Source organism: Collimonas antrihumi, from assembly GCF_018304965.1.
Lineage (GTDB): Bacteria > Pseudomonadota > Gammaproteobacteria > Burkholderiales > Burkholderiaceae_D > Collimonas > Collimonas antrihumi.
Map to the genome: position 1 here is coordinate 154,691 of NZ_JAGQED010000002.1, position 17,046 is coordinate 171,736.

Here is a 17,046-nt window from a genome sequence, read left to right on the forward strand (position 1 = left end):
GCGTTGGTCCATGCTTCAGGTTGGTCGTATTCCCTTGCGATACTCGGTCGGAGAAGTCCACATGTGCTTGCGGAACAATTTGGCGACATGCTCGCCGCTGAACAGGCCGCAGCGCCGTGCTATCTTGTCTACCGGCAGGTCGGTCTCGGTCAGTTGCTGACGTACGGCTTCCAGGCGCAGATTCAGCAGGAAGTCATGCGGCGTCTGTCCTGTTTCACGCTTGAACTGCCGCACAAAATTTCGCTCGCTCATGGAAACATAATTGGCCGCGTCGACCACGCTGATCGATTCCGCCAGATGTTCGACAAACCAGAGCGAGGCTTTGTGGATCTTGCTGGTCTTGACAGGCGCATTGGCTGGCGAGGTCTGATTGGCGGGTGGCGTATCACGCCGACGCTGACACACCACCAGGCTTTGCGCGACGCGCCGGGCAACCGTCGGGCCGAGATCGTTTTCCAGCAGGCGCAACGCCAGATCGGTCGCCATGCCAACGTCGCAAGACGTGAAAATTCCATCGTCTTCGCTGATTTGGGCTTCACGGTCGATCTTTATCAAAGGGAATTCACGCGCCAGTTTATCCAGCAGCGCCCAATGCGTGGTGGCGCGGCGATTATTCAGGAAGCCGGCAGCGCCGATCACGAATACGCCAGTGCAGATTGCCGCGATACGGCGGACGTTGCCGCGCATTTGTTGCAACCATGCAATCAGGTCGGGATCGCGGTAAGCGTCGAAATTTCCGGTGCCGCTGGCGATGAGCAGCGTATCGAATTTATGTTTGTCGAAAGATGCCAGCGATGACGTCATGATCTGCACCGAGGCTGACGACATGATCATGCCGCCCGAGATGGAAAGAACCGAAACCGCGTAACGCGTGGTGCCAGGGAACACCGTCGAAATCAGCTTGTCGCCGATGCCGAAAACATCTGCAGCGCCCACCACGTCAGCCAGCACGACCCCTTCAAATACAATGATCCCTATATTCCTGGTTGAGTTGGTGTCTGAGTTGCTGTCGCCTCTCACCTCAAGTGTCTTTGTGCACTCGATATCCATGTGACTCTCCCCCACAAGCAATCTACCTATTTGCATTGCCGGGACGCAATTTTTTATTGGTAAATTACTATTTTCCATTCTGCTACAAAATTAGATTTTGTCCAGCGAATGATTGTTAAATATAGTTAGTTCTGTGGCGTATTCACACAAAATTTCTTACGGCAACTAAAAGCGCATATTTAAATTTCCTTTGCGCATTAATGTCAGTTTCCATCAGGCATTTAATTGAGTTCAAAGCGAGTGCCGAACTGTTTTCTCGCATCTGAACTTAAATAAAATTGCTCACCGGGTCATCACCTCCAAGCCTGCGCCTTGCGCTCAATTGGACGGACTGTAGTGCTCGTGCATTCCCCTTTTGTCGTCGAGCGCGTCTTGCAGGCGGGAATTCTCCAGCGTCAGTTCAGCCACTATCTGTTTCAGCTTAGCATTCTCCTCTTGCAGACACTTCAGATCGTGCGGATATCCGTGCAGGCCACCGTATTGCTTCTTCCAATTGAGGAAGGTGCGTTCGGTAATTCCGGCTTGTCTGATCACATCGGCCAACGGCATGCCCAGCTCCTCCTGTTTGAGAGCAGCAGCAATTTGGTCGCTTGAGAATGGCGGACGCTTCATGGCATTCCCTCGCACACTGGTGATTAGCGATCTTTTAGTGCCGATAGATCGGGCAATTTATCTAAGCCGAGTCGAGCTCGTATTACGGGATCTTTATATTGATCGCCGATGTTATTTATATTGTTTTGACCGACGACACCGGTTGAAGGCGCCGAAGGAGTGGCCGTTGCTGCCGGTGTTGCTGCTGGTCCTGCAGCTCTTTCCATGCCAGGGCAAGAACGTCCGGTCGATTCAACGGCTTTCCGATTGGCTTCGCTTTGGCACAATAAGGCAAGCGCGACATCGTTCAATCCCATTGCGCGGAACTCTCTCGAATCGAGCCGGCGTACGCAAGCCTGATCGACCATCGTGGTGCCGCCGGTTGCGCCGAAACCTGTGAAGGACAAACCGAACGATGCGGAACCCATGCAAGTGTCGGACAGAGTTGTGGTCAACGATGGCGCGACGATATTCGGTACCGTCTTGACGGTATACGTGCCGCCGTAATCAACCGTGGCTTTGGTATTGTTGGCGCTGCTGCCTGGTTCGCCCGCGGCGCTGCTGGCGCCGGTTCCGGCTCCGGATGTTGTGCCGGTACCGGATGTGCCGGATGTCCCTGAGCCCGGCAGTGAAACCGATACGTTCACATTTGAATTGCCGCCGGTCCCCGAGCCGCCGGTTGCGCTACCGCCATTGGTGGCCGACGCGCCATATGTGCCTGAAATCTGGTTCGAAGCTGTACCGCCCGCAGCGGTGCCGCCTGCTGCCGAACCGCCAACGCCACCTGCGCCGCCAACTGCGGTTGCGGTTGATGTTGAAGAGGTTGAGGGATGCCCACCCCCACCTTCCTCACCTGCAAAAGCTGGTAATGTGAAGAGCGAGGCTACCAGGATACCTATAAGTTTGCGTTTCATGGCTTCTCCATCGTAAAGATTGGTTTCACAAACGAGAGGGAAAAATTTCTTTTCCCTCTCGCAACTCATCGGTAACCGAGCCGTTGCGTGCCGCTGTTATTAGAATTTGTTGCCGGCATTTGCTTTGGATTTTGCATCGCCACCATCGCCGCCATTACCACCTTTAGCATTGCCAGATGTACCGCCACCAGCGAACACAAAGTTTCCAGCCGAACCACCGGTATTGGTGGCGCCAATCGATGCGTCAGCGCTGCCAGTATGTGACTCGCTCGAGCCGCCACCTGCAAACGCATTGCCGTTAAAGGCTTGTGTATTGCCAGTGGTTTCGCCTGTCTTGGCTTTGCCGCCGTTGGCACTGCCGCCATCGTCAGTGTGTCCGCCCTTGCCGCCGGTTGCGCCGCCACCAGTGGTGCCGCCAGATTTGGTGTCACCGCCAGTTGCAGTGCCGCCGCCTGCGCCGGTCCAGTTGTTGCCGGAGTTGGCTTGGCCGCCCATGATGTATTGATTTGCATCGCCACCAGTTGCAGTACCGCCTTTCGCCGAACCACCAGTTGCATTGCCCGAAGTTGCGTTTCCGCCTGCGGCGCCGTTACCGGCAACCGACACTGCAACTGCAGTGTTTGTGGTGTTGCCTCCGCTGTTGTGTGGATGATGAGCATATGCAGAGACAGCGAACAATGAAACTATGGATGCGGCAATAATTTGCTTTTTCATTTCTGTTTCTCCTTGGAGTGGGGGCATCATTCACCAGAGTGTCTTGCCTGTGCGCCCCTAGCCACAAGCAAGCGTTACCACTGATAAGTGCATGCCAGCTACGCGCTGAGCCGCCAAGTTCCGTATGACCGGAGTTGCCTTCCCTTGCGGCAACAGGCGTTGCGGATGCCTCATCAAGCCAAAACGAAAATGTCTTGTTTCGACAAGGCCAAGCGTGATCGGATAGTGATGCGAAGCAAGCGATCAACACTAGATTCATCGAGTGAGTACATTTGCGCTGATCTGATAATAGGATTGCAAAACGGAGTGTTAATGACAAAACCTTGTCAGGTTCGGACAGCCGAAATGGCCGATTTGGATATTTTTTTGCCCGAATGCCGAATATGAGCGCTAACAAAAAATGACAAAAATGACAGTACATTCACAGGGCGTCTCTGAAGCGAGTTGTGATTAATGGCGTACGGAAATCTTATTGGTATTAGTGGTTGTCCGTTTTTGACAAGCAGATAAAAAGTACTTGTGTCTTCTTTGGACGGTAGCCAAAGTTTGCTTCATCGTTGCTGGCGAGATGCGTGCTGGCGCTGTGTAAAAAGTGGAGATGCAGAAGCTTGCGAAGGAACTGTTGCCATCTTTTTTACGCCTCTCGCGGTTATCGGATATATTGCCGCATGCAAACGAATATCTGTTCGATACTTATCCAAACTAAAAAAGACCAGCCATGAATATCGTCGAACTGTTTTTTCTCGCGGCCATCTGGGGCGCATCGTTTCTTTTCATGCGGGTCGGCACGCCGGAATTCGGCCCGGTGCCGCTGATTGCCTTGCGGGTGGGGATAGCGGCGCTGGTGTTGCTGCCGGTGTTGCGTTCGGCCGCTGCCCGTGGTCATTTGCGCAGCAAGGCATGGCCGCTGCTGGTTGTCGGCGTCACCAATTCGGCATTGCCTTTTTCCCTGTTTGCCTACTCGACCTTGTATCTCAACGCCGGTTTCGATGCGATCCTGAACGCCACCGTGCCGCTGTGGACCGGCTTGATTGCGTTCGTCTGGCTGAAAACGCCGATGAGCCGGCCGCAGGTCATTGGCATGCTGGTCGGCATGGCGGGAGTGATTACCTTGGTGTCGGACAAGATCGGCAGCGGCATGCCGAGCGTGTGGCTAGCGATAGCTGCGGTACTGTTGGCGACGCTGTCCTACGGTTTTGCCATCAATTATTCGAAGACACGGCTGGCAGGCGTGCCGCCGTTTGTTGTCGCATGCGGTAGCCAGCTGGCGGCGACGCTGGTGTTGCTGCCGTTGGCGATCCTGTATTGGCCGACGGCGCCGGTTTCTGCCACGGCCTGGTATTCGGTGCTGGCGTTAGGGGTGGTTTGTACCGGCATCGCCTACGTGATTTTCTATCGTTTGCTGGAACATGTGGGCTCGGCCTATGCCGCCTCAGTGACTTTCCTGATTCCTATTTTTGGCGTGATCTGGGGTGCGATTTTCCTGAAGGAAGAAGTTACCGCGACGATGCTGGCTGGCTGCCTGATCGTGCTGCTGGGTACCGCATTGGCGACCGGCAAGCTTAGCCTGTCCAGCTATCTGGCTGGCAAGGCGGCTAAATAGACAGTGAAGTAAATAGGCGCAGAAATGGTGGATAAGCAGCGGATAAACAGCGAATAAACAGTGAATAAACAGTGAATAAACAGTGAATAAACAGTGAATAAACAGTGAATAAACAGTGAAATAAGCAGTGGAATAAGTGCCGGCTCTGTGCCAGCCGGAGCCGCGCTATAAGTGGCTATATGCAACATGCGAATGGCCAGTATGTCGTTTTCGCGGCTTCCAGCAGCGTAAATTGCCTGCTTCTATGGCATAATCAAGAGCTAAATTCACTGTTTTGCGCGCCTCGCAGCCGCCCTGGATCATGCTTAAAACGCTCTACGATAAACTCTGGGAATCTCACGTCGTCCATACTGAACAGGATGGCACGGCGATTTTGTATATTGATCGACATCTTTTGCATGAGGTCACCAGCCCTCAGGCTTTCGAGGGGCTGAAGCTGGCCGGCCGCAAACCATGGCGACTGCCGGCCAATCTGATGGTGGCCGACCACAACGTACCTACTACCGGCCGCGCTAACGGCATTACCGATCCAATCTCGCGCCTGCAGGTGGAAACCCTGGATGCGAATGCCAAGAGCTACGGTTTGACCTATTTCGGCATGAACGATCATCGCCAAGGCATCGTCCACGTGATCGGGCCGGAGCAGGGCGCCACTTTGCCTGGCATGACCGTGGTCTGCGGCGACTCCCACACTTCGACCCATGGCGCGTTTGCTTGCCTGGCGCACGGCATCGGCACTTCCGAAGTCGAACATGTGCTGGCGACCCAAACCTTGCTGACCAAAAAATCCAAATCGATGCTGGTGCAGGTCGACGGCGTGATTCCTGCCGGCGTTACCGCCAAGGATATCGTGCTGGCCGTGATCGGCCGCATCGGCACCGCCGGCGGCACCGGCTATGCAATCGAATTCGCCGGTTCGGCGATTCGCGCGTTGTCGATGGAAGGCCGCATGACGGTATGCAACATGGCGATTGAAGCCGGTGCGCGCGCCGGCATGATCGCGGTCGACGACACCACAATCAACTACGTCAAAGGCCGGCCGTTTTCGCCGGTCGGACCGCATTGGGATCGTGCCGTGGCTTACTGGCGCACCTTGCATTCCGATCCGGGCGCCAAGTTCGACATGGTGGTGACCCTCAACGCTGCCGAGATCAAGCCGCAAGTGACTTGGGGTACCTCGCCTGAAATGGTGGTAGCGATTGATGGCCGCGTGCCTGATCCGGACAAGGAAAAAGACGCCACCAAGCGCGACGGCATGGAGAAGGCTTTGGCCTACATGGCGTTGAAACCGAATACCGCGATTGAAGACATCCGCATCGACAAGGTATTCATCGGCTCCTGCACCAACTCGCGGATTGAAGATTTGCGTGCCGCGGCGGCGGTAGTGCGCGGCAAGTTCCGTGCTTCCAACGTCAAGCTGGCGATGGTGGTGCCGGGTTCCGGTCTGGTCAAGGAACAGGCCGAACGCGAAGGCCTGGACCGGATTTTCAAGGACGCCGGTTTCGAATGGCGTGAACCGGGTTGTTCGATGTGCCTGGCAATGAATGCCGACCGCCTCGAGCCGGGTGAACGCTGTGCTTCCACCTCGAACCGCAATTTCGAAGGCCGGCAGGGCGCCGGCGGCCGTACCCATCTGGTTAGCCCCGCGATGGCGGCGGCGGCGGGTATTGCAGGTCATTTCGTTGACATCCGTTCCCTGTAATTCGATCGCTTTCAAGAAAATATTTACCGAAGGACAAAGATGAAGAAAATAGTCACCTTGTGTGTTTTGCTGGCCAGCGTTTATGCATTGAGCGCTTGTAATACCTTCCACGGCTTTGGTAAAGATGTGGAACACGTCGGCGAGAAAATTCAAGGCAAATGATCACCTCGCGCAGGCGGGATGGCAGATTGGGCAGATTGGAATCAAGAAATGAATAAATTTACTGTACTGGATGGCTTGGTAGCGCCGTTGGATCGCGCTAATGTGGATACCGATGCGATTATCCCGAAGCAGTTCCTGAAGTCTATCCAGCGGACCGGTTTCGGCCCGAATTTGTTTGACGAATGGCGTTACCTGGATCATGGCGAGCCGGGCATGGATAATTCGCGGCGTCCTTTAAATCCGGATTTCGTCCTGAATCAACAACGTTACCAGGGCGCTTCGATTTTGCTGACCCGCAAGAACTTCGGCTGCGGCTCGTCGCGCGAACACGCGCCGTGGGCGCTGGACCAGTACGGTTTTCGTGCGGTCATCGCGCCAAGTTTCGCCGATATCTTCTTCAATAACTGTTTCAAGAACGGCTTGTTGCCGCTGGTGCTGCCAGAGGCGCAAATCGACCGCCTGTTCGATGAAGTCAAGGCATTCCCGGGCTACCGCCTGATCATCGATCTGGAGAAGCAGCTGGTCTGCACAGCCAATGGCAGCCTGGCTTTCCCGTTCGAAGTCGGTGAATTCCGCAAGTATTGCCTGCTGAACGGTCTCGACGATATCGGCCTGACCTTGCGCCAGTCCGACAAGATTCGCGACTTTGAAGAGCGCCATCTGGCTGCTCAACCTTGGTTGAGTAATACCATTTAAGTAAGCGGCATGCACAGTAACTGATACTGATATTTTTTGAATTATTCAATCCAGGAAAAAATGAAAATAGCAATTTTGCCAGGTGATGGCATCGGTCCGGAAATCGTTGAGCAAGCGGTCAATGTGTTGAACGTGCTTGGCGAAAAATTTGAACTGGAATCGGCTCCGGTCGGTGGCGCCGGCTATGCGGCGCATGGTCATCCGTTGCCGGAAGGCACCCTGAAACTGGCGAAAGAAGCCGATGCCATTTTGTTCGGCGCTGTAGGCGACTGGCAATACGATACCCTGGAGCGTTCACTGCGCCCGGAACAGGCGATTCTCGGTCTGCGCAAGCACCTCGGCCTGTTCGCCAACCTGCGTCCGGCGATCATGTATCCGGAACTGGCTGGCGCCTCGACGTTGAAGCCGGAAGTAGTATCCGGACTGGATATCCTGATCATCCGTGAGCTGACCGGCGACATTTATTTCGGTCAGCCGCGTGGTGTCCGCACTGCGCCGGACGGCGCTTTCAAAGGCGAACGCGAAGGTTTCGATACCATGCGCTACGCCGAACCGGAAATCCGCCGCATCGCGCACGTCGCTTTCCAGGCGGCGCAAAAGCGCGGCAAGCGCCTGACAAGCGTCGACAAGGCCAACGTGCTGGAGACCTTCCAGTTCTGGCGAGACATTGTCACGGAAGTCCATCAGGAATATCCGGACGTCGCGCTGGATCACATGTATGTCGACAATGCCGCGATGCAGCTGGTGCGCGCGCCGAAGAATTTCGACGTGGTGGTGACCGGTAACATGTTTGGCGATATCCTGTCGGATCAGGCTTCCATGCTGACGGGTTCGATCGGCATGCTGCCATCGGCCTCGCTGGACGCCAACAACAAGGGCTTGTACGAGCCGTCGCATGGTTCGGCGCCGGACATCGCCGGCAAGGGGATTGCCAATCCGCTGGCGACCATTCTTTCGGCTGCGATGATGTTGCGCTACTCGCTGAACAAGGCAGAGCAGGCCGATCGTATCGAAAATGCGGTCAAGAAAGTATTGGCGCAAGGTTTGCGTACTGCCGATATTTACGAAGCAGGCACGACCAAGGTCAGCACCGGTGAAATGGGTACTGCGGTGGTCAAGGCGCTGGGATAGATCGCCGGGATAGGTAGAGATAAGTAGAATTGGGCAGATGGGTCTGCCGTAATGTGAAGTGCGGGGCTTTTCCCGTTTATTGTTAGGGAATCATGATGAAACTGGTTGGTTTGGTCGGTTGGCGTGGCATGGTGGGTTCGGTCTTGTTGCAGCGTATGCAAGAAGAGGGCGATTTCGCCCATATCGAGCCGGTATTCTTTTCAACTTCAAATGCTGGCGGTAAAGCCCCGGCATTGGCGAAAAACGAAACAACGTTAAAAGACGCCACCGATATTGAAGCCTTGAAAAAATGCGACATCATTATTACGTGCCAGGGCGGCGACTACACCAGCGAGATTTTCCCGCAGTTGCGTGCTGCCGGCTGGAATGGCTACTGGATTGACGCCGCTTCGACGCTGCGCATGAAAGACGACGCCATCATCGTGCTGGATCCGGTCAATCTGGACGTGATCAAGGACGGTTTGAAGCGCGGCGTCAAGAACTACGTCGGCGGCAATTGCACCGTATCGTGCATGATGATGGGCCTGGGCGGCTTGTTCCAGCACGACATGATCGAATGGATGACCTCCATGACTTATCAGGCGGCATCGGGCGGCGGCGCGCAGCACATGCGCGAGTTGCTGACGCAGTTCGGCTCCATCAATGCCGAAGTCAAGGCGCTGCTGGACGACCCGAAATCGGCGATACTGGAAATCGATCGCAAGGTCCTGGGCAAGCAGCATTCCATGTCGGCTGACGAAATCAAGCAATTCGGCGTGCCTTTGGGTGGCAACCTGATTCCCTGGATCGATAAGGATCTGGGCGAAGGCTTGTCAAAAGAAGAATGGAAAGCCGGCGCGGAAACCAACAAGATCCTTGGTCGCGGTGCGGGTTTCAGCAACGGCGGCAAGGTTATCCCGGTGGATGGCCTGTGCATCCGCATCGGCGCCATGCGTTGCCATTCCCAGGCTTTGACCATCAAATTGAAAAAAGATGTGCCGCTGGATGAAATTAATGACATCATCGCTAGCAATAACCAATGGGTGAAGGTGGTGCCTAACGACAAAGAATCGTCGATGCGCGACCTGACGCCCGCGGCGGTTACCGGCAGCCTGACAATTCCTGTCGGTCGTTTGCGCAAATTGCAGATGGGTGGCGATTATTTGTCAGCATTTACCGTAGGTGACCAATTGTTGTGGGGCGCGGCAGAACCGTTGCGCCGCATGCTACGGATTGTTCTGGATACCTGACTTGTCATGGTAGTTGTGATATTGTTGCCGTCTTGCAATATGGCCCGCTAAATATTTTCTTGAGGAAAGTCTTAGCGGGCTTAGCGTATCTGTCGGTGCTTTTTGGCCGTTACGCTAGCTAGTGGTGTGCTAAGTAAATGGAGTCATCGTTTGCGAAGTGCCACACTAATGTCAATCTAGGTATTGATTTTTAAAAAAACTGGGTACAGTATTTGCTTTCAGCAAGATTTGTTTCCTAATACGTCAACGGACAGCCCTTCATGCCACACAACATGCACCCGAATTCTTCGAATAAATTTATTTCCACCGGTTTAAAGACCCTCACTGCAGCCGTGGTTTCCGCCATGCTGATGATTTCCAGTGCAGAGGCTGCCGGTCTGGGTAAATTAACCGTGCTGTCCTCGCTGGGACAACCGTTACGTGCAGAAATCGAGCTTACTTCGGTAAGCCAGGACGAAGCGGGTTCGCTAGTGGCGAAACTGGCTAGTCCGGAAACTTATCAGCAAGCCAATATCGATTTCAATCCGGCCTTGTTGTCTTTGCAATTTGCTATCGATCAGCGCAATGGCCGTCGTTTTGTGCGGGTAACCTCGACCCAGCCTATCAATGAGCCGTTTGTCGACATGCTGATGGAACTCGGCGGCACCAAAGCACGCCTGGTGCGCGAATACACTTTGTTGCTTGATCCTGCCGGCCAGCGCCAGGCACAGCCGGCACAAATTGCTGCGCCCGCCGCGCCTGCTGCATCGCGTGCCGCTGCAACAACCGCTACTGCCGCCCCTCGTTCGGCGCCAGTCCAGCAGGCTGCCCAGGGGCCGTCGTCAACCGGCTCGACCATTTCCGATGCTACTCGTGCTGCTGCAGCCAGGGCAGTCGCCAGCGGTGCTAACGGCGCCACCGGCACCGCCGGCAAGCCGGCAACCGTAGCCGCCACTGGCGGCGGCAGCCCGGCCAAAGCTGCGGCCGCGGCGCCTGCAGGCGGTGATTACCATGTCAAGACGGGCGATACGCTGGCACGTATTGCCAGCGAAAACCTGCCGGCTGGCGTCTCGCTGGACCAAATGCTGGTCGCGCTGTACCGCAGCAACGAAGGTGCGTTTGTCGGCAAGAACATGAATCGCCTGCGCTCGGGCCAGATCCTGTCGATTCCTAATGCAGGCAGCGCAGGTAGCGTCAGCAAATCGGAAGCCAGGAACGTTGTAGTGGCGCAGTCCAAGGATTTCAAGAGCTATCGCAATACCTTGGCCGGGCTGGTGGAATCGGCCGCGCCAAATGCAACAGCTGAATCGAAGCAAAGCAGCGGCGGCAAAATTACTGCCAAGGTGGAAGAACAGGCCACTCCTGCCAGCGAGTCCAAGGACAAGCTGAAATTGTCGCGCGGCGCTGCGGCTGCCGGCGGTGCTGCCGACGCCAAGGCTGCGGCTAACGCGGCTACGGAAGAGAAGGTTGCACGTGAAAAAGCGGCCGCCGAGGCTGCCTCGCGTGTCAAGGAGCTGGAGAAAAATGTCAGCGACCTGCAGAAAACACTCGAATTAAAGAACAAGAACCTGGCTGACCTGCAGAATCAGGCAGCCAATGTGAAACCTGCTACGCCAGCGCCAGCACCTGCACCTGCACCTGCACCAGCACCAGCACCTGCACCTGTTGCGGCAGCACCGGTAGCTACAGCGGTAACGCCACCGCCAGCCGCAGCGGCTCCAGCCGTACCTGCGGCCGCGGCTGCTCCGGTTGTGGCAGCGTCGGCAGAAGCCGTTGCGGCAAGCTCAGCTCCGGCCCCGGCGGCAGTTGCTGCTGCTTCGGCAATCGACGCCAGCGCTACGCCTGCAGCTCCGGTGGCTGCTGCAGCTCCGGCAGCGGCTAAGCCGAAGGTGGCAGCGCCGCTTCCGCCAGAGCCTGGTTTCATTGAAAGCCTTACCGAAAATCCATTATTGCTGCCGGTTGGCGGTGTCCTGGTGGCGTTGCTGGCAGGTCTCGGCCTGTTCCGTTACCGTCGCAACCGTGCGCGCGAACAGGCTTTCCTGGATAGCAGCGGCGCGCCGATGACCAATTCGGGCTTGAAGGGTAACTCCTTGTTCGGCTCGACAGGTGGCCAGAGCGTCGACACCAAGAACAGTATCTTCAATTCGAATTTCGTGCCGTCGGTCAGCCACCTGGACACCAATGTCGATCCGGTCGCCGAAGCGGACGTGTATATCGCTTATGGACGCGATGCGCAAGCCGAAGAAATCCTGAAAGAAGCGCTGCGCAACCAGCCAAGCCGCAACGCTATCCGCGTCAAGCTGCTGGAAATCTATGCGAATCGTAAAGATCCTCGCTCGTTTGAAATCCTGGCCAGCGAGTTGTACAGCCTGACCGGTGGTGAAGGCGAAGATTGGCAGCAGGCGGCCGCTCTAGGTCTGAATGTAGATCCGGCCAACCCTTTATACGGTGGCGGCAAATTGCAGGATCAGGTGATTGCCAAGGCTAATTCGATTACTGCGCCGACCCAGCCTATGGAAGGTCTCGATTTCAATTCCTTGACAGCGCCGACCCAGCCGAGCGAACCGCAAGCTGCACCGATTCCTGAACTGGTGCACACCGCAGCCCCGGCAGAATTGCTGGCGCCGTTGACAGCGACGGAGCTGGGCAAGCATGGCAGCGCGCCGGCAACATTGGCAGCCGTATCGGAAGAAAAGCATGTAAACGATATGGATTTCGATCTGGAAGAGCTCGGCAGCGAAGCGTCCGCCAATCAAAACACCGTATTGCTGTCAACTTCCCATGAAACCGGCAAATCCATGCTCGACGCACTCGATTTCGAACTGGACCATAAGCCTGCAGCAGCAGTGGCGAAAGTCGCGGAAAAGAGCGTGCCGGCGCCGATGGCGTTTGGCGCGTTGGAAATCCCTGCCGGCGGCCAGCCTTCGAATTATGAACCGGCCCACGCTCATATCGATATTCCAACCGAAACCAAGCCACTCAACACACCGGCCGCACCTTCGTATGCTCCACATACCGAACCTATGGTTGCACCGCTGGAGTTTAATCTGGCCGGTATGAATCTGGATCTGGACGGTGCGGTTCACGCACATGCCCCGGCAGCAAGCGCCGCACCTGCAGCCGTAGTAAATGACGTTGCTGTATCTGCTGCAGCCAATCCCGAAATGGCAACCAAGCTGGATCTGGCCGTTGCGTATAAGGAGATCGGCGACAAGGAAGGCGCGCGCGAACTGCTGGAAGAAGTATTGAAAGGCGGTAGCGCGGAGCAGGTCGAAGCAGCGGAGACATTGCTGGCCAAGCTGTAACTCGCAAGTAAGCTAGTACAATAACCGTAGCATTTTGCTTTCGACGGGCGCAGCGTTATGCTGGCGCCCGTTTTCTTTTTTAGTAAATGGAGCTGGATTGAAACGTATCGTTCTCGGCGTGCAGTACGACGGCACACCTTGGCAAGGATGGCAGACCCAGCCTAACGGCAAGACCGTGCAGGACAGGCTGGAAGCGGCTTTGCAAAAATTCACGCAAGGACCGGTAGACACGATTTGTGCCGGCCGTACCGATTCCGGTGTGCATGCGCTCGAGCAGGTGGTGCATTTCGATACGCATCTGTCGCGTGAAATCTCTTCCTGGGTGCGCGGCTTGAATGCCTTCCTGCCGTCATCGATCGCCGTGCGCTGGGCGCATGAGTTGCCTGTGCCAGTTGATGGAGAAGCGGCGGATTACGACGCCAGAGATCAATTCCACGCGCGCTTTAGCGCCACGGCAAGAACTTACCACTACCTGCTGTACAACAATCCGGTCCGCTCGCCGCTACTGGAAGGCAAGGCAGGTTGGGTGTTCCGGCCGTTGGAACTTGAGCTGATGCGTCAGGCCGCGGCGCATTTGGTCGGCACCCACGATTTTTCCGCGTTCCGCGCAGTGGAGTGCCAGGCCAAATCGCCGGTACGCACGATGGAAGAAATTCGCATCGAGCGGCGCGGCGACCTGATCGTATTCAGCTTGCGCGCCAACGCTTTCTTGCATCATATGGTGCGCAATATCGTCGGTTCGCTGATCTATGCCGGCAACGGAAACAAACCGCCGGAATGGATTGCAGAGTTGCTGTTGCAGCGCAATCGCGCCCTGGCCGCGCCGACTTTCATGCCGGACGGCTTGTATCTGGCGCAAGTGGCCTATGATCCGAAATGGCAGTTACCCCGGCAACCGGCTGGTTTGATGCCCTGGCTATAGCTATCTCGGGTGTCCCGCGTTTACATTGCTAAATAGTCATTTATCCAAAATGATATTTTCAACGTGATATCTTCATGGTGATACAGTGCACATATCGATGTTTTTTTGACTAGACCAAGCCCCATGAGCCACCGTACCCGAATCAAAATCTGCGGCTTGACCCGTGAGCAGGACGTGCAAGCCGCCATCGCCGCGGGCGCGGACGCCCTTGGTTTTGTGTTCTACTCGAAGAGTCCGCGTTACGTTACCCCGCAGCAAGCCGCCGAGCTGATTGCCATGGTGCCGCCGTTCATCACCACGGTTGGCCTGTTTGTCAACGCCGAGCCGGAGCAGTTGCAAGAAATAGTGGCGCAGGCGCCGGTATCGTTGCTGCAGTTCCACGGCGACGAAACCGTGCAGCACTGTGCCGCGCTGGCGCAATCGGTCAACCGGCCATTTATACGCGCCATGCGGATTGGCAGTGCTACAGTGGCCGCCGATTTGCTAGAATACGCTCAGGCGTATCATTCCGGCAGCCGTTTGTTTGCCGGGCTGCTGCTGGATACCCTGGTTGAAGCTTATGGTGGCAGTGGAAAGGTATTTGATTGGTCTCTCATCCCAAAAGAACTCGCGCCTCAGGTCGTTTTAAGTGGTGGCTTGAGCGTGCACAATGCGACTGACGCGGTAAAGCGCGTACGTCCCTTTGCGGTCGACATCAGCAGTGGCGTCGAGCAAGACAAGGGCATCAAGGACGCCGCCAAGATTCGCGCGTTTATTGAGGCGATACGGCAGGCGGACGCCGATCACGATCAGTTAGGTTAGAGAGATATCCCATGAAAGAATTCACCCCCCTCGAGCAATACGCCGAGCGCCAGCCGCTCGCAAGTACGTCCTTGCGTCAAAGCGCCCAATACAACTTGCCTGACGCCAAAGGCCATTTCGGCATGTACGGCGGCAGCTTCGTATCGGAAACCCTGACACTGGCACTGAGCGAGTTGCAGCAGGCTTACGCCAAATATCAAAACGAGCCGCAATTCCTGGCTGAATTCCACAGCGAGCTCAAGCACTATGTCGGCCGTCCCAGTCCGATATACCACGCCAAGCGCTGGTCCGAGCAGATGGGTGGCGCGCAGATCTATTTCAAGCGCGAGGATTTGAATCATACCGGCGCCCACAAGATCAACAATGTGATCGGCCAGGCGTTGCTGGCTAAGCGCATGGGCAAGCCGCGCGTGATCGCTGAAACCGGCGCCGGCCAGCACGGCGTGGCAACCGCCACCATCTGCGCACGCTTCGGCCTCGAATGCGTGGTCTACATGGGCAGCGAAGACGTCAAGCGTCAAATGCAGAACGTATATCGGATGAACCTGCTGGGGGCCAAGGTAGTGCCGGTCGAGTCCGGTTCGAAGACCTTGAAAGATGCATTGAATGAAGCGATGCGCGACTGGGTCACTAACGTTGAAGATACTTTCTACATTATCGGCACGGTCGCCGGCCCGCATCCGTATCCGATGATGGTGCGCGATTTTCAGTCGGTGATCGGCAATGAGTGCCTGACGCAAATGCCGGAAATGACCGGGCGCCAGCCTGACCATGTGATTGCCTGTGTCGGCGGCGGTTCGAATGCGATGGGGATTTTCTATCCCTACATCGATCATCACGACGTCGCCCTGGTCGGAGTGGAAGCTGCCGGCGAGGGACTTGCCAGCGGCAAGCACTCGGCCTCGCTGACGCTGGGCTCACCGGGCGTGCTGCATGGCAACCGTACTTATCTGCTGCAAGATGCGAATGGCCAGATCATCGAGACCCATTCGATTTCCGCCGGTCTCGATTATCCGGGTGTCGGGCCGGAACACGCATGGCTGAAGGATACCGGCCGCGCCACTTATGAAACCGTGACCGACGATGAAGCGCTGGCGGCATTCCACACCTGTTGCCGCATCGAAGGCATCATCCCGGCGCTGGAATCCAGCCACGCCTTGGCCTATGCGGCCAGGTTGGCTGCGACCTTGCCAAAGGATAAGATCATCCTGGCCAATTTGTCGGGCCGCGGCGACAAAGACATGCATACCGTTGCCGAACGGTTGAAGCTGGCTTAACGCGGTTAGCCGAGATCCCGTCCGTAGCAGTTAGGTCCGCTGCGGATGGGCAAACAACCACAACGCAATTCATATCGATAGATCCTATGTCACGAATCCAGACTACCTTGGCGGCACTCGCCGCAAACAATAAAAAAGGGCTGATCCCTTTCATCACTGCCGGCGATCCGGCGCCGGAATTGACCGTGCCGCTGATGCATGCGCTGGTCAGGGGCGGCGCTGATATCCTGGAACTGGGGGTGCCGTTTTCCGATCCAATGGCGGAAGGTCCGGTGATCCAGCGTGCTTGCGAACGGGCGTTGAAATTCGGCGTCAGCTTGCATGACGTGCTGGCCTATGTGCGCGAGTTCAGGCAAACCAATTCCAGCACACCGGTAGTATTGATGGGTTACGCCAATCCTTTGGAGCGGATGGGCGTCGATGCCTTCATTGCCGCCGCCAAGGAGGCCGGAGTCGACGGCAGCATCGTGGTTGATTATCCGCCGGAAGAATGCGAAGAATTTGCGGAGAAAATGCAGGCTAACGGCATGGATCCGATCTTCCTGCTGGCGCCGACCTCGACTGAAGAGCGGATTGCGCAGGTAGCCAAGGTTGGCAGCGGATTCACGTATTATGTTTCATTGAAAGGTGTCACCGGCGCCGCTAATATCGATACCGCGGAAGTCGCGGCCAAAGTGGCAGCGATCCGTAAACATGTCAAATTGCCAATCGGGGTCGGTTTCGGCATCCGTGATGCAATAACTGCCAAGGCCGTGGCGCAAGTATCGGATGCAGTGGTGATCGGTAGCCGGATCATCCAGGAATTGGAAAATACGCCGCGTGAGCAGGCTGTGGTGGCGGTAGAGAGCTTCTTGTCAGGGATACGGAAAGCGCTGGACGAATAATTTAGATGTCGGAATGAAAAGATTCCCCAAGTCAACTGATTTGATTAGCTATTTCGCTGATTTGGGGATGAAGGTACAATTCGGCA

General features: G+C 56.1%; 15 protein-coding genes. 11 read left to right on the forward strand and 4 right to left on the reverse strand.

The window, feature by feature from the left end:
- Positions 1–15: 15 nt before the first annotated feature.
- The 4 genes from KHU29_RS03365 to KHU29_RS03380 all read right to left on the reverse strand — a co-directional run bounded on the left by KHU29_RS03365 (position 16) and on the right by KHU29_RS03380 (position 3,269).
- Positions 16–1,050, reverse strand: coding sequence for a GlxA family transcriptional regulator (locus KHU29_RS03365; protein ID WP_211451276.1), 1,035 nt, complete (start codon positions 1,048–1,050; stop codon positions 16–18).
- 318 nt (positions 1,051–1,368) lie between these two features.
- Positions 1,369–1,662, reverse strand: a complete 294-nt coding sequence (locus KHU29_RS03370; RefSeq protein ID WP_211451277.1) for a transposase — start codon at positions 1,660–1,662, stop codon at positions 1,369–1,371.
- A 23-nt stretch (positions 1,663–1,685) separates the two neighbouring features.
- Positions 1,686–2,555 (reverse strand): hypothetical protein, encoded by an 870-nt coding sequence (locus tag KHU29_RS03375; RefSeq protein WP_211451278.1) that lies wholly within the window; start codon positions 2,553–2,555, stop codon positions 1,686–1,688.
- Positions 2,556–2,654: 99 nt separating this feature from the next.
- A complete protein-coding gene (locus KHU29_RS03380) occupies positions 2,655–3,269 on the reverse strand; it encodes a hypothetical protein (RefSeq protein WP_211451279.1) in 615 nt (204 codons plus the stop codon).
- Between the two features lie 718 nt (positions 3,270–3,987).
- On the opposite strand from KHU29_RS03380, the gene KHU29_RS03385 reads away from it, so the two are divergent.
- The 11 genes from KHU29_RS03385 to trpA all read left to right on the forward strand — a co-directional run bounded on the left by KHU29_RS03385 (position 3,988) and on the right by trpA (position 16,960).
- Positions 3,988–4,872, forward strand: coding sequence for a DMT family transporter (locus tag KHU29_RS03385; protein ID WP_211451280.1), 885 nt, complete (start codon positions 3,988–3,990; stop codon positions 4,870–4,872).
- Positions 4,873–5,173: 301 nt separating this feature from the next.
- Positions 5,174–6,574, forward strand: coding sequence for a 3-isopropylmalate dehydratase large subunit (gene leuC, locus KHU29_RS03390; RefSeq protein ID WP_211451281.1), 1,401 nt, complete (start codon positions 5,174–5,176; stop codon positions 6,572–6,574).
- Between the two features lie 39 nt (positions 6,575–6,613).
- Positions 6,614–6,736 (forward strand): entericidin A/B family lipoprotein, encoded by a 123-nt coding sequence (locus tag KHU29_RS03395; RefSeq protein ID WP_092431761.1) that lies wholly within the window; start codon positions 6,614–6,616, stop codon positions 6,734–6,736.
- Positions 6,737–6,784: 48 nt separating this feature from the next.
- Positions 6,785–7,432 carry a 3-isopropylmalate dehydratase small subunit gene (leuD, locus tag KHU29_RS03400; RefSeq protein WP_092358197.1) on the forward strand — a complete coding sequence of 216 codons (648 nt, stop codon included), beginning with the start codon at positions 6,785–6,787 and terminating at the stop codon, positions 7,430–7,432.
- A gap of 60 nt (positions 7,433–7,492) precedes the next feature.
- Positions 7,493–8,563: a 3-isopropylmalate dehydrogenase gene (leuB, locus tag KHU29_RS03405; RefSeq protein WP_211451282.1), complete on the forward strand. Its 1,071-nt coding sequence runs from the start codon at positions 7,493–7,495 to the stop codon at positions 8,561–8,563.
- Positions 8,564–8,658: 95 nt separating this feature from the next.
- Positions 8,659–9,792, forward strand: coding sequence for an aspartate-semialdehyde dehydrogenase (gene asd, locus KHU29_RS03410; protein WP_211451393.1), 1,134 nt, complete (start codon positions 8,659–8,661; stop codon positions 9,790–9,792).
- 260 nt (positions 9,793–10,052) lie between these two features.
- The gene (locus KHU29_RS03415; protein ID WP_211451283.1) at positions 10,053–13,076 is read left to right on the forward strand and encodes a motility hub landmark protein FimV; all 3,024 of its coding nucleotides are present in this window, start codon (positions 10,053–10,055) and stop codon (positions 13,074–13,076) included.
- Positions 13,077–13,173: 97 nt separating this feature from the next.
- Positions 13,174–13,998, forward strand: coding sequence for a tRNA pseudouridine(38-40) synthase TruA (gene truA / locus KHU29_RS03420; protein WP_211451284.1), 825 nt, complete (start codon positions 13,174–13,176; stop codon positions 13,996–13,998).
- A 123-nt stretch (positions 13,999–14,121) separates the two neighbouring features.
- Positions 14,122–14,799, forward strand: coding sequence for a phosphoribosylanthranilate isomerase (locus KHU29_RS03425; RefSeq protein ID WP_211451285.1), 678 nt, complete (start codon positions 14,122–14,124; stop codon positions 14,797–14,799).
- Positions 14,800–14,810: 11 nt separating this feature from the next.
- Positions 14,811–16,076 carry a tryptophan synthase subunit beta gene (trpB, locus tag KHU29_RS03430; RefSeq protein WP_211451286.1) on the forward strand — a complete coding sequence of 422 codons (1,266 nt, stop codon included), beginning with the start codon at positions 14,811–14,813 and terminating at the stop codon, positions 16,074–16,076.
- 86 nt (positions 16,077–16,162) lie between these two features.
- Positions 16,163–16,960: a tryptophan synthase subunit alpha gene (trpA, locus tag KHU29_RS03435; protein WP_211451287.1), complete on the forward strand. Its 798-nt coding sequence runs from the start codon at positions 16,163–16,165 to the stop codon at positions 16,958–16,960.
- Positions 16,961–17,046 lie beyond the last annotated feature (86 nt).

Bases quoted from the DNA above. Each gene is read 5' to 3' on its own strand.
- KHU29_RS03365 (WP_211451276.1), bottom strand. From the start codon at position 1,050: ATGGATATCGAGTGCACAAAGACACTTGAGGTGAGAGGCGACAGCAAC.
- KHU29_RS03370 (WP_211451277.1), bottom strand. From the start codon at position 1,662: ATGAAGCGTCCGCCATTCTCAAGCGACCAAATTGCTGCTGCTCTCAAA.
- KHU29_RS03375 (WP_211451278.1), bottom strand. From the start codon at position 2,555: ATGAAACGCAAACTTATAGGTATCCTGGTAGCCTCGCTCTTCACATTA.
- KHU29_RS03380 (WP_211451279.1), bottom strand. From the start codon at position 3,269: ATGAAAAAGCAAATTATTGCCGCATCCATAGTTTCATTGTTCGCTGTC.
- KHU29_RS03385 (WP_211451280.1), top strand. From the start codon at position 3,988: ATGAATATCGTCGAACTGTTTTTTCTCGCGGCCATCTGGGGCGCATCG.
- leuC (WP_211451281.1), top strand. From the start codon at position 5,174: ATGCTTAAAACGCTCTACGATAAACTCTGGGAATCTCACGTCGTCCAT.
- KHU29_RS03395 (WP_092431761.1), top strand. From the start codon at position 6,614: ATGAAGAAAATAGTCACCTTGTGTGTTTTGCTGGCCAGCGTTTATGCA.
- leuD (WP_092358197.1), top strand. From the start codon at position 6,785: ATGAATAAATTTACTGTACTGGATGGCTTGGTAGCGCCGTTGGATCGC.
- leuB (WP_211451282.1), top strand. From the start codon at position 7,493: ATGAAAATAGCAATTTTGCCAGGTGATGGCATCGGTCCGGAAATCGTT.
- asd (WP_211451393.1), top strand. From the start codon at position 8,659: ATGAAACTGGTTGGTTTGGTCGGTTGGCGTGGCATGGTGGGTTCGGTC.
- KHU29_RS03415 (WP_211451283.1), top strand. From the start codon at position 10,053: ATGCCACACAACATGCACCCGAATTCTTCGAATAAATTTATTTCCACC.
- KHU29_RS03425 (WP_211451285.1), top strand. From the start codon at position 14,122: ATGAGCCACCGTACCCGAATCAAAATCTGCGGCTTGACCCGTGAGCAG.
- trpB (WP_211451286.1), top strand. From the start codon at position 14,811: ATGAAAGAATTCACCCCCCTCGAGCAATACGCCGAGCGCCAGCCGCTC.
- trpA (WP_211451287.1), top strand. From the start codon at position 16,163: ATGTCACGAATCCAGACTACCTTGGCGGCACTCGCCGCAAACAATAAA.